This window comes from Vibrio comitans (assembly GCA_024346835.1).
Taxonomy (GTDB): domain Bacteria; phylum Pseudomonadota; class Gammaproteobacteria; order Enterobacterales; family Vibrionaceae; genus Vibrio; species Vibrio comitans.
Genome location: AP024866.1, coordinates 2,946,211 through 2,959,565 on the forward strand (window position 1 = coordinate 2,946,211; position 13,355 = coordinate 2,959,565).

The following is a 13,355-nucleotide window of genomic DNA, read 5'->3' on the forward strand; positions in this document are numbered from 1 at the left end:
CCAGCCTGTCAGCCACTAGATACCCACCACTGCGGATGGGGTGGAGTGGAGTTCGCTATCACTGCGATACGGCACGATGAAGCTATCTTGATCGTGCTGATGAATGATTTGGTAATACTGAGGCAGATTAAAGTTTGCCTTTGCACCAACACGATTTAAACCATTGGTGTAGAAGTTATTCACTTCACTCACCACTTCGTTCTTGTCATGGCTGTATCTGTGGTAAGCCTCTGCGGCGTTGTTTTCATCCAATACATAGATGTTAAAGCCATCTTCGGTATCTTCGAAGAAGAACTGAATTAGCCCTTCACTCGCAAAACTATCAATAATGTCAGGAAGCGAGAACTCTCTCTCTTTATCCAGTTTATCCAATGGAGAACCAGTGAGTTTGTTGGTTGAGATGCTTTGATAAAACTCTACCGAGTTTTCTAGCGTCTGCACAGAAACACCACGGCGCTCAAAGAACAAACCATACATCTTGCTACCCACGCCAATAGCCTTAAAGCGACGACGCTTCTCTTGTTCAACAGGTTTGAGCCTCAGCTCAATACATTCAGCAAGAAGTTGGTAAACGGTATTGCGCATCAAACCGCGGAAGTTTTTGCTGTAGCTAAATACATCCACAGACTCGGGATGCAAAGCATCTTGGTGCATCTTGCCTAAAATCGTTTTAAGCGCATCAAGGATGCTGGTTTCACCGCGGAAGTGCAGGGTACGCACTTCATGCCAAGAATTTCGATACACCAAATCAACACTGCCAATCATGCTCTTCGCATCGGTACCACAAGAGAACAGGTTCACATTGCGGCAGTCTTTCTTCGCTTGGCGCGAGCTCAGCTTTTCAGTTGGATCATTCTCTAGGTTGATGAACATTGCCAACTGGCTTATCTCACAAGGGCTTGCAAGCGCCTCCATGGTAGGTCGACGCTTACGCAGTGAGAAAGTATTTCTTAGGTCACTCACCATCTGATAAAGCTTATCAATGTCGATATCAGCGCTACGAACGACAGAGTGTAAGCGTGTAGACTCAGTGACCAACCCATTAAAGAATGACCATGCTACAAGCTTACTTAACGACGAGTGATGCTCAATTGGAGACTGACCAATAATGCGTTCTGGTGTTAAAGGTTGCTTGTATAAATACCAACCTTCTGGGTTGCTTCGCCCGTCTTCCACCTGAATAAAGCTCAAATCAGGCTCATGTAAGTCAGGGGAAATTTGCTGGTTAAGCAGGGTAACCTTACCCGGCAACACCTCAAAAGCAGCGTAAAGCTTACGCGCAAGGATAGAGATATCCTGCGGACTAATAACCGAAGTGATGTCATTGCGACGTGCAAACTGAATCAGGTTACGGTAGCTTTCCATTAGGGCATCGAGCAGGTTGTGATGCACTCCCTTAACACGCTCGACCTTCCAGTCACGACGCGTATCAAGTTCAAAAATATCGTGCTCGTTCCAACCCCAACTCAACGTCATCTGTTGCATCGCTTTGCGACGCCAAGAGACTGAGCCTAGTTTTGGCTGCTGTGATAACTTCTCATGAGTTTTCAGATAGAAACAACGACGTACAAGATCGAGACGCGCTTGGTCACCGATTCTTTGTAAGTATCGAGTTACTTTTTCTAGCATCACATAGTAAGCATCCATACCGTAAAGGTCTGGTTCGTGAGCAAAGAATCTGCGTTTAGTGTCGATACTTAAAAGCTGAGTCTGCGGGTATTCCCACGAGTATGCTTCAAGCAAAATCGCTTTCAGCACGGATTTGTAAGGTGAGTCGATGCTTTTGAATAATTGCCAAAGGCTAGAACCAAAATATTCTTCTGCTGGGATCTTGTTGAGCTGTCCAAAATCGAGCCATTCATTGCAGTCAATCTCTCCACTGCTGCATAGCTCTAATACGTACTGCTCGTAACATTCTTCCATTTCAGGAGGTACGATGCTCCACAACAGGCGTTGACCTGCCATACGCATCGCCGAACGATAGAACTCATCCAAAAGCAGCATATGCTGAGAAGAACCACAGTTATCCCCTGTCATCGCTTCACTCTTGTTGGACTGCTTGAATCGCTGGTCGTCCATCAAGAAAAAGTTAGCTTCAATCCCCTGCTGCTGTGCCCAGTCAGTAATTTTTAGGCATTTGTTCGCTAGCTCACTTCGCTTCTGCGCTGGCATTTCAGGTGAAATACATACCCAAATATCAAGATCACTGGTTAGACTCTGGCCAATAGAAGACGTACTTCCCATGGTGTACAGAGCTAAAATATCGATATTGGTAGGAGCAGAGATCTCTTCCCCTGTTGAACGAGCACAACTGTCGAGAAATTGGCGCTGTTCAAGATCAGCAGAAAAGTCGAAGACGCCTTGCGGGACATTACTAGAGATATATCCAGGTAAAGCAGGGTGATTATAATGAAGTAAAAGCGGGATCAGTGAGAATACTTGCTTGCCTTGAGCATCCATCATATCTAGTGCACGACGCTTACGCTGTTCATTCAGCGAATCGAGCCTAGCGATTAATGTGCGTGTATATGCTTGCAAGTCAACTTCCCAAACAAAGAAATAAAAATGTGGACGCTTTAATTTTAAACTAAAACCTCACAAAACGTGACCAATTTAACACTTTTTGGTTATTAGGTAAAGAAAATCACCCATTATCACCTCTCAGTGAAGGCTAAGTTGGCAGAATAACTCAAAGATTATAAAGGTCACGCAATTGAGAACAGTATGACCCAAATCGCGTGATTAGCATCACATATGCATATAAAACTTAACATTATGTGAGTTAGTACCATTAAGCCTATCTCTACCCGCTGAAAATTTATATCTAGCGGTGATAGAATCAAGTTATCTCTCATTTTGTTGCCTTTATTATGTCAAAACAAACTCTTCGAATTGCAACTCGCAAAAGCCCACTTGCATTGTGGCAAGCTCACTACGTTAAATCTCGCTTAGAAGAGATTCACCCTGACCTAGATGTTGAACTGGTGACTATGGTAACCAAAGGCGACATCATCCTAGATACACCGCTAGCTAAAGTGGGCGGAAAGGGCTTGTTTGTTAAAGAGCTTGAAGTCGCGATGTTAGAGAAGCGCGCCGATATTGCTGTTCATTCAATGAAGGACGTTCCTGTAGATTTCCCTGAAGGGTTAGGCTTAGCCGTTATCTGTGAACGAGAAGACCCTCGTGACGCGTTCGTTTCCAATACCTATCAATCCGTTGATGAGTTACCTCAAGGTGCTATCGTCGGTACCTGCAGCCTTCGTCGCCAGTGTCAAATTAGTGCGGCGAGACCTGATCTCATCATCAAAGAATTGAGAGGCAACGTCGGCACTCGTTTAGGTAAGTTGGATGACGGGCAATACGACGCCATTATCTTAGCCGCAGCAGGATTAAAGCGCTTAGAAATGGAAGAGCGAATTCAAAGCTATATTGAGCCAGAATCTTCTCTTCCTGCGGTAGGACAAGGTGCCGTGGGTATAGAGTGCCGACTTGATGACGAGCGCGTTCTTGAACTCATTAAACCTCTAAATCATGCCGATACCTCTGATCGCGTTTCAGCAGAACGCGCGATGAACCTCGCCCTTGAAGGTGGGTGTCAGGTGCCGATTGGTAGTTACTGCGTAATTACTCCAGACAATCAACTTTATCTCAGAGGTTTGGTGGGTAAGCCAGATGGTACAGAAATTATCAGAGCTGAGATTCGAGGTGAACGCTCACAAGCGATCGCTATGGGTGAAGAGCTAGCACAGGAGCTACTTGCCTCTGGAGCAAAAGAAATTCTTAGCGAAGTATACAATCAGGCTTAGTTCCAATGAAGGTACTTATAGTTCGACCTCAACCTTCAGCCCAAGAACTATGTGATGCCTTGAGCAATATAGGGGTGGTAGCAAGTTGCTGCCCCGTTGTTTCATTTCAGCAATCCTTACCTCCGCTTCACAGCCTAAATCACCTATCTCACTCTGAGCTAATTATTGCTGTCAGCCATCCAGCAGTTCACTACACCAATAAGATTCTAAGCCAACAAAACCAGAACTGGCCGGCATCGTCAGAGTATTTTGCCGTTGGCAGTAAAACAGCGACCTATTTGCATTCATGCACTCATCTCAACGTCAGCTCACCTAAGTCGGAAGATAGCGAGGGGCTTTTAGAGCTTTTGGGTTGCTATGATCTAAAAGGTAAGAAGATAAGCATACTTAGAGGTGAGAGTGGACGGGAGATGCTTTACAAAACCTTGCAACAAACCGGGGCAGATGTGGTCTATGTTGAGAGTTATCAGCGCCAATGGCTAGGCTTTGATGGTGAGAGCAAGGTTATACAATGGCAATCAGAAGCGGTGGACACTCTGATTGTTACCAGCTTCGAACAATTAAAATTCTTTGCACAACAAATACCTACCCAATCTAAAAATTGGTTACACTCTTTACAGTTGATGGTTCCCAGTGAAAGAGTCGCGAAATTAGCCTCACAATTAGGCTTTACTCAAGTTCATAATATCAAGGGTGCATCCAATCAGACCATCATTGACAGCATTCAGGCGAATTACATAGGAAAATAAAATGACTGACGATAAAAAACTCGATGACGACAACAAAGTTAACAAGAGTGAATCCGTTCCAGCTTCGCCTACCCCAAAGAAAGCGCCACCACCAAGCTCTAAGAAAGTAAATACACCAAAGAAAAATGAAGAAAACGAACCGAACAAGCCTGCGAAAAGACTGGCTATCGCTGCGGTTATTATCTCTTTGCTGACAGCCGGCGCTGGCTTTTATTACTTCAATCAACAAAACCAACTTCTTCAGCAGCAGCTTTCTGCTGTCTCAGGCCAACTAAAAACAGCTCAGCAGACCATCAATGCGCAACTTCAAGATACACAGCAAGCTGCGGCTCAAACAGCCAACGAAGCGGTAAACAGAGCAGAAGTATTAATCGGACAACAACAAAAAAGCATAGAGAGCCTGCAACTGGCTATATCTGACGTCAAAGGTCGCCGTCCAAACGACTGGTTACTTGCTGAAGCAGACTATTTAGTCAAGCTCGCAGGAAGAAAGCTGTTTTTAGAGCACGATCTTGTTACGGCAACCAAACTAATGGAAGCCGCTGATCAACGCATAGCAACACTTAATGACCCAAGCCTAGTACCACTGCGCCAAGCAATGGCCAATGATATTACTGAGCTACGTAGCTTGCCACTGTTAGACAAAGATGGTGTTGCTCTACAACTGATTGCTCTTCAAGAACAAGTCGACAAATTACCTTTAGCCAATGCTATCTTGCCGGAAGCAGCGGAAGAAACGAAAAAGCAGGTATCTAAGGATATACAGGACTGGAAAACCAACCTATCTACCTCTCTCGAGAACTTCGCTGAACACTTCATCACCTTTAGGGTTCGCGATGGTAGTGCTGTGCCACTTCTGTCTCCTCAACAGCATTTCTATTTGAGAGAAAACATCAAAGCGAAGCTAGAAACCGCGATTAAGGCAACTTACTCCGAACAAGAAGAAATCTACCGCAAGAGTCTGCTTGTTGCGCTTGAGTGGAGCCAGACCTACTTAGATCAAGATGCACAATCCGTTAATGAATTTGAGAGTGCATTAGATAAATTATCAAAGGTTAAAGTAGACCTAGAGTATCCTGCAAAGCTAGAAACCAATCAGCTCATCGCAGATATCATCCGCGAACGTTTACGTAGAGAGGTTACTACTATTGTCACGGAGGAAAACAAATGATTCGTATACTGTTTGTTTTCATCGCGCTAGGTATTGGCCTTTTTGTGGGAACCCAATTCTCTGGCCAACAAGGCTATGTACTGATCTCTTTGGCTGAATACACCATTGAGATGAGTGTCACTACACTAGTCATCTTTGTTATCGGTGCTCTGATCGCTCTGTTCTTTGCTGAGTTCTTAATCAAGCGTTCAATACGAGCTTCTAGCGCTACCTGGAACTGGTTTGGCAACCGTAAACTAAAGAAAGCTCGTAGGCTGACTAACGAAGGCATTATCAAATTGATCGAAGGTGATTGGCAAAGTGCAGAGAAAAAGGTAACTCGCTGGTCTAACTCGCACGATATGCCATTACTGTGTTATCTAGTCGCTGCTGAAGCCGCTCACGAGCTAGGTAAAGACGACAAGCGAGATAAATACTTTGAATTGGCCTCAAAACAGCAGGGGTCAGATCTTGCCATTGGCCTAACAAAGGCTAAGCAAGCGATGGCTGAAGGTGACTTTGCCAATGCCTTTGATGTGCTATCAAGCCTTAAACATGATTACCCAGATAACCCTCGCCTGCTAAACCTACTAAAAACCTGTTATATCCAACTCGATTGCTGGCAGCCTTTATTGGATTTACTTCCAATATTGAAGAAAGCCAAGGGAGTAGATAAAAACGAATATCACAAGCTTTCAGTACAAGCACATGCAGGGCGCATCTCTGAGTTATCTAATCAACAGGGTGTTGATGGTATCGTTCGCTATTGGGATCACTTACCGAAAAGCATGAAGTCTGAAAGTAAGGTCATCGTGACGTTTGCCAGTGAGTTAATCAATCGCGGAGCAGACTCAACGGCGATTACTGTGCTTAAAGAAGCGACCCAGAAGTCACCAAAAGCCGAACTACTGAATGTATTCCCAACCCTACATATCACTGATTGGTATCCTGTTTTGAGTCACCTTAAAGCTCTAGAGAAGAAGTTTAAGGACAGTGGCGACCTACAAAGTGTTATTGGTCAGATACTAATGCATGAAGGTAACTGGACTGATGCACAGGCTTATTTTGAGTCGGCTTTAAAGATCCGACCTAACGCCATTGATTATGGTCAACTTGCCAATGCACTCCACAAACAGAACTACACCAATGCCGCTAATGAAGTCTCGCAAAAGGCACTGCTGTTGCTGAGTAAGTAAGTTTCGTCAGTTCGTTGATGTTTGTTTGAAGCCGCTGTTTATCAGCGGCTTTTTTACGTTTGGGATCTTCAGCTATCAGCTATCAGCTATCAGCTATCAGCTATCAGCTATCAGCTATCAGCTACGATGAAAGAGATTATCCACCCGCAAAGCAAGTACACCGTCGGAGCTTTTTCGATGTTAATTAGTCTCTTCTACTTTCCTGTATTGCACAGAACAAAGAAGGATTTTATAGAACACAGATGCAGGGTGGATCGTCAATGTGGCTATGTCAGCCGACCTTATTGTGATTCTAAGGAACTGCCCTAGGAAAACTGGAGAACCAGCTCTCAACGTAGCTTTGCACAAGCTGCAGATATTTTCGTTGGGGACGCCTAGTCTAAGGCCTTTTTATGGCAACAGTGGGGGGGGGTGGACTGGCCGGCATTCCGGAGATTCGATGGTATTTGCCACCAAGCGAGCTGGCGATCCAGCTACCAATGCAGCTTTTGCAGAGCCTGAAGATACAAAAAAAAGGCCTCAGTCTTTCGACGGGGACGCCTAGTCTAAGGCCTTTTATATGGCAGCAGTGAGGTGGGCTGACCGGCATTTCGGAGATTCGATGGTACTTGCTACCAAACGAACTGGCGATCCAGTTCCCAATGCAGCTTTTGCCGAGGCTGAAGATACAAAAAAAGGCCTCAGTCTTTCGACTAAGGCCTTTAATATGGCAGGGGTGGAGAGATTCGAACTCCCAACACGCGGATTTGGAATCCGCTGCTCTGCCAATTGGAGCTACACCCCTAAATTGTGATCGAAGTCTGATTTTTTTCAAACTTCAGATTCAGAAAAACCTCGCAAAGCGAGGTTCTCTAAAATAAGTGGCGGAGTGGACGGGACTCGAACCCGCGACCCCCGGCGTGACAGGCCGGTATTCTAACCAACTGAACTACCACTCCGCACCTAATTTTTATTGTCTTGAAGTCTTACTTAAATGCTTCAATACAATCTAATTTAAAGCCTGGCGATGTCCTACTCTCACATGGGGAAGCCCCACACTACCATCGGCGCTATTGTGTTTCACTTCTGAGTTCGGCATGGAATCAGGTGGGTCCACAATGCTATGGTCGCCAAGCAAATTTTAAAATTCGGAAAACTGTTATTTAAAAGTTATGTCACACATTCAAAGTTCTACTTTGAGTCCACAAAACCCCTTGGGTGTTGTATGGTTAAGCCTCACGGGCAATTAGTACAGGTTAGCTCAATGCCTCGCAGCACTTACACACCCTGCCTATCAACGTTCTAGTCTCGAACAACCCTTTAGGACACTTAAAGTGCCAGGGAAGACTCATCTCAGGGCTCGCTTCCCGCTTAGATGCTTTCAGCGGTTATCGATTCCGAACTTAGCTACCGGGCAATGCCATTGGCATGACAACCCGAACACCAGAGGTTCGTCCACTCCGGTCCTCTCGTACTAGGAGCAGCCCCCTTCAATCTTCCAACGCCCACGGCAGATAGGGACCGAACTGTCTCACGACGTTCTAAACCCAGCTCGCGTACCACTTTAAATGGCGAACAGCCATACCCTTGGGACCGACTTCAGCCCCAGGATGTGATGAGCCGACATCGAGGTGCCAAACACCGCCGTCGATATGAACTCTTGGGCGGTATCAGCCTGTTATCCCCGGAGTACCTTTTATCCGTTGAGCGATGGCCCTTCCATTCAGAACCACCGGATCACTATGACCTGCTTTCGCACCTGCTCGAATTGTCATTCTCGCAGTCAAGCGGGCTTATGCCATTGCACTAACCACACGATGTCCAACCGTGTTTAGCCCACCTTCGTGCTCCTCCGTTACTCTTTGGGAGGAGACCGCCCCAGTCAAACTACCCACCAGGCACTGTCCTCACCCCCGATAAGGGGGCTAAGTTAGAACATCAAACATACAAGGGTGGTATTTCAAGGATGGCTCCAACGATACTGGCGTACCGTCTTCAAAGCCTCCCACCTATCCTACACATGTAGGCTCAATGTTCAGTGCCAAGCTGTAGTAAAGGTTCACGGGGTCTTTCCGTCTAGCCGCGGGTACACTGCATCTTCACAGCGATTTCAATTTCACTGAGTCTCGGGTGGAGACAGCGTGGCCATCATTACGCCATTCGTGCAGGTCGGAACTTACCCGACAAGGAATTTCGCTACCTTAGGACCGTTATAGTTACGGCCGCCGTTTACCGGGGCTTCGATCAAGAGCTTCGACCGAAGTCTAACCCCATCAATTAACCTTCCGGCACCGGGCAGGCGTCACACCGTATACGTCATCTTACGATTTTGCACAGTGCTGTGTTTTTAATAAACAGTTGCAGCCACCTGGTATCTGCGACTCCTAGTAGCTCCATCCGCAAGGGACTTCACCGCCAAGAGCGTACCTTCTCCCGAAGTTACGGTACCATTTTGCCTAGTTCCTTCACCCGAGTTCTCTCAAGCGCCTTGGTATTCTCTACCCGACCACCTGTGTCGGTTTGGGGTACGATTTCTTATAATCTGAAGCTTAGAGGCTTTTCCTGGAAGCATGGCATCAATGACTTCACTGCACGTAGCAGCTCGACATCGTATCTCAGCGTTAAGAAAGTCCGGATTTACCTAAACCTTCCGCCTACATACTTGAACCTGGACAACCATCGCCAGGCCCACCTAGCCTTCTCCGTCCCCCCATCGCAATTATAAGAAGTACGGGAATATTAACCCGTTTCCCATCGACTACGCCTTTCGGCCTCGCCTTAGGGGTCGACTTACCCTGCCCCGATTAACGTTGGACAGGAACCCTTGGTCTTCCGGCGAGGGGGTTTTTCACCCCCTTTATCGTTACTCATGTCAGCATTCGCACTTCTGATACGTCCAGCAGCCCTTACAGACCACCTTCAACCGCTTACAGAACGCTCCCCTACCCCGCATACAAAGTATGCAGCCGCAGCTTCGGTGTATAGCTTAGCCCCGTTACATCTTCCGCGCAGGCCGACTCGACCAGTGAGCTATTACGCTTTCTTTAAATGATGGCTGCTTCTAAGCCAACATCCTGGCTGTCTGAGCCTTCCCACATCGTTTCCCACTTAGCTATACTTTGGGACCTTAGCTGGCGGTCTGGGTTGTTTCCCTCTCCACGACGGACGTTAGCACCCGCCGTGTGTCTCCCGGATAGTACTCAATGGTATTCGGAGTTTGCAAAGGGTTGGTAAGTCGGGATGACCCCCTAGCCTTAACAGTGCTCTACCCCCATTGGTATTCGTCCGAGGCGCTACCTAAATAGCTTTCGGGGAGAACCAGCTATCTCCAGGTTTGATTGGCCTTTCACCCCTAGCCACAAGTCATCCGCTAATTTTTCAACATTAGTCGGTTCGGTCCTCCAGTTGATGTTACTCAACCTTCAACCTGCCCATGGCTAGATCACCTGGTTTCGGGTCTATATCCAGAGACTGAACGCCCAGTTAAGACTCGGTTTCCCTACGGCTCCCCTAAACGGTTAACCTTGCCACTGAATATAAGTCGCTGACCCATTATACAAAAGGTACGCAGTCACGCTTCGAGGCGCTCCTACTGCTTGTACGTACACGGTTTCAGGTTCTATTTCACTCCCCTCACAGGGGTTCTTTTCGCCTTTCCCTCACGGTACTGGTTCACTATCGGTCAGTCAGTAGTATTTAGCCTTGGAGGATGGTCCCCCCATGTTCAAACAGGATATCACGTGTCCCGCCTTACTCGTTTTCACTTAAAATGCGTTGTCGGTTACGGGGCTATCACCCTATACTGCGAGACTTTCCAGACTCTTCACCTGACGCATTAAAAGCTTAAGGGCTAATCCAATTTCGCTCGCCGCTACTTTCGGAATCTCGGTTGATTTCTCTTCCTCCGGGTACTTAGATGTTTCAGTTCCCCGGGTTTGCCTCGTTATGCTATGTATTCACATAACGATACGTGCTTATGCACGTGGGTTTCCCCATTCAGAAATCCCAGACTCAAATGGTTATTACTACCTAATCTGGGCTTATCGCAAGTTATTACGTCTTTCATCGCCTCTGACTGCCAAGGCATCCACCGTGTACGCTTAGTCACTTAACCATACAACCCCAAAGGGTCTTGCTTACGCAATGCAGTTGCTACGCTGCAGTATGACGTTTCCAAGGTGCGTTATCTCTTTATTATGAGCGAGATAACATTCGATTTTGCCGGACTCAAATTTGAATGCATTCTGGCAAGAATACATTCCCAAGAACACTTGAATGTGTGTTGGTACCTAATGATTAAATCATTAGGATTTGAGAACTTTTAAATTTGATAAATAATGAAATCACATTATTTATCGTCAGCTTTCCAAATTGTTAAAGAGCATGATTCTTTGCTAATAAATAGCTTTCGAAACCATTTTTAAGAGTACTTAAGCAAATACGCTTAAAGATGGTGGAGCTATGCGGGATCGAACCGCAGACCTCCTGCGTGCAAGGCAGGCGCTCTCCCAGCTGAGCTATAGCCCCAAAACTTAATGTTTCATCCAATATCTTTTGGGAAAGAAATTGGTGGGTCTGAGTGGACTTGAACCACCGACCTCCCGCTTATCAGGCGAGCGCTCTAACCAGCTGAGCTACAGACCCAACATTAAACTCTTAACTTTTTCAAACCATATCAATCTGTGTGGACACTCATCGTGAGTAATCATCGTATAAGGAGGTGATCCAGCCCCAGGTTCCCCTAGGGCTACCTTGTTACGACTTCACCCCAGTCATGAACCACAAAGTGGTGAGCGTCCTCCCGAAGGTTAAACTACCCACTTCTTTTGCAGCCCACTCCCATGGTGTGACGGGCGGTGTGTACAAGGCCCGGGAACGTATTCACCGTGACATTCTGATTCACGATTACTAGCGATTCCGACTTCATGGAGTCGAGTTGCAGACTCCAATCCGGACTACGACGCACTTTTTGGGATTCGCTCACCATCGCTGGTTGGCTGCCCTCTGTATGCGCCATTGTAGCACGTGTGTAGCCCTACTCGTAAGGGCCATGATGACTTGACGTCGTCCCCACCTTCCTCCGGTTTATCACCGGCAGTCTCCCTGGAGTTCCCACCATTACGTGCTGGCAAACAAGGATAAGGGTTGCGCTCGTTGCGGGACTTAACCCAACATTTCACAACACGAGCTGACGACAGCCATGCAGCACCTGTCTCAGAGTTCCCGAAGGCACCAAGCTATCTCTAGCGAGTTCTCTGGATGTCAAGAGTAGGTAAGGTTCTTCGCGTTGCATCGAATTAAACCACATGCTCCACCGCTTGTGCGGGCCCCCGTCAATTCATTTGAGTTTTAATCTTGCGACCGTACTCCCCAGGCGGTCTACTTAACGCGTTAGCTCCGAAAGCCACGGCTCAAGGCCACAACCTCCAAGTAGACATCGTTTACGGCGTGGACTACCAGGGTATCTAATCCTGTTTGCTCCCCACGCTTTCGCATCTGAGTGTCAGTATCTGTCCAGGGGGCCGCCTTCGCCACTGGTATTCCTTCAGATCTCTACGCATTTCACCGCTACACCTGAAATTCTACCCCCCTCTACAGTACTCTAGCCTGCCAGTTTCAAATGCGGTTCCGAGGTTGAGCCCCGGGCTTTCACATCTGACTTAACAAACCACCTGCATGCGCTTTACGCCCAGTAATTCCGATTAACGCTCGCACCCTCCGTATTACCGCGGCTGCTGGCACGGAGTTAGCCGGTGCTTCTTCTGTCGCTAACGTCAAACGATGAAGCTATTAACTTCAACGCCTTCCTCACGACTGAAAGTACTTTACAACCCGAAGGCCTTCTTCATACACGCGGCATGGCTGCATCAGGCTTGCGCCCATTGTGCAATATTCCCCACTGCTGCCTCCCGTAGGAGTCTGGACCGTGTCTCAGTTCCAGTGTGGCTGATCATCCTCTCAGACCAGCTAGGGATCGTCGCCTTGGTGAGCCATTACCTCACCAACTAGCTAATCCCACCTGGGCATATCCTGAAGCGAGAGGCCCGAAGGTCCCCCTCTTTGGTCCGTAGACGTTATGCGGTATTAGCCATCGTTTCCAATGGTTATCCCCCACATCAGGGCAATTTCCCAGGCATTACTCACCCGTCCGCCGCTCGACGCCCAACAAATCACCCGAAGGGTCAATGTTGTCGTTTCCGCTCGACTTGCATGTGTTAGGCCTGCCGCCAGCGTTCAATCTGAGCCATGATCAAACTCTTCAATTAAAGTTTTTTGGTCTTGCGACCGGCTCAATGAATACTGACTTCAAAACTACTATGTAATTTTAAAGCTATTATCGTTCCAACAGAACGATAATGAATTGACTGTGCCAATGATTAAAAATCATTGTATTGGTCACTCAGTTCATTGATAAATCTTTTCGATTATCATCAACGAGTGCCCACACAGATTGATAGGTCTAAATTGTTAAAGA

The 13,355-nt window shown here is 47.0% G+C and carries 5 protein-coding genes, 4 tRNA genes and 3 rRNA genes; 4 read left to right on the plus strand and 8 right to left on the minus strand.

Annotated features, from left to right (window positions below; translation table 11 throughout):
* Positions 1 to 15: 15 nt before the first annotated feature.
* Positions 16 to 2,538, minus strand: a complete 2,523-nt coding sequence (locus OCU46_RS13595) for a class I adenylate cyclase (RefSeq protein WP_141271665.1) — start codon at positions 2,536 to 2,538, stop codon at positions 16 to 18.
* A gap of 332 nt (positions 2,539 to 2,870) precedes the next feature.
* On the opposite strand from OCU46_RS13595, the gene hemC reads away from it, so the two are divergent.
* Genes hemC through OCU46_RS13615 form a run of 4 tightly spaced genes read left to right on the plus strand, consistent with a single transcriptional unit; the run spans position 2,871 to position 6,901 of the window.
* Positions 2,871 to 3,806, plus strand: coding sequence for a hydroxymethylbilane synthase (gene hemC / locus OCU46_RS13600; RefSeq protein WP_141271664.1), 936 nt, complete (start codon positions 2,871 to 2,873; stop codon positions 3,804 to 3,806).
* Positions 3,807 to 3,811: 5 nt separating this feature from the next.
* Complete coding sequence (locus tag OCU46_RS13605; protein WP_141271663.1) at positions 3,812 to 4,555, plus strand: uroporphyrinogen-III synthase; 744 nt, start codon at positions 3,812 to 3,814, stop codon at positions 4,553 to 4,555.
* Position 4,556: 1 nt separating this feature from the next.
* Entirely contained in the window at positions 4,557 to 5,726 is a 1,170-nt protein-coding gene (locus OCU46_RS13610) for a uroporphyrinogen-III C-methyltransferase (protein WP_141271662.1), read from the plus strand.
* The gene (locus OCU46_RS13615) at positions 5,723 to 6,901 is read left to right on the plus strand and encodes a heme biosynthesis HemY N-terminal domain-containing protein (RefSeq protein WP_141271661.1); all 1,179 of its coding nucleotides are present in this window, start codon (positions 5,723 to 5,725) and stop codon (positions 6,899 to 6,901) included. Before OCU46_RS13610 ends, OCU46_RS13615 begins: the two co-directional genes overlap by 4 nt.
* A 707-nt stretch (positions 6,902 to 7,608) precedes the next feature.
* Here OCU46_RS13615 and OCU46_RS13620 read toward each other — a convergent pair.
* From OCU46_RS13620 to OCU46_RS13650, 7 genes are all read right to left on the minus strand, one after another.
* Positions 7,609 to 7,685 (minus strand) — tRNA-Trp (locus OCU46_RS13620).
* 77 nt (positions 7,686 to 7,762) lie between these two features.
* Positions 7,763 to 7,839 (minus strand) — tRNA-Asp (locus OCU46_RS13625).
* 60 nt (positions 7,840 to 7,899) lie between these two features.
* A 5S ribosomal RNA gene (rrf, locus tag OCU46_RS13630) occupies positions 7,900 to 8,015 on the minus strand.
* Positions 8,016 to 8,105: 90 nt separating this feature from the next.
* Positions 8,106 to 10,994: ribosomal RNA gene (locus OCU46_RS13635) — 23S ribosomal RNA — on the minus strand.
* Positions 10,995 to 11,331: 337 nt separating this feature from the next.
* A tRNA-Ala gene (locus OCU46_RS13640) sits at positions 11,332 to 11,407 on the minus strand.
* Positions 11,408 to 11,447: 40 nt separating this feature from the next.
* A tRNA-Ile gene (locus OCU46_RS13645) sits at positions 11,448 to 11,524 on the minus strand.
* 69 nt (positions 11,525 to 11,593) lie between these two features.
* Positions 11,594 to 13,146: ribosomal RNA gene (locus OCU46_RS13650) — 16S ribosomal RNA — on the minus strand.
* Together the 16S, 23S and 5S rRNA genes with 4 tRNA genes alongside form the textbook arrangement of a ribosomal RNA operon.
* Between the last annotated feature and the right edge of the window lie 209 nt (positions 13,147 to 13,355).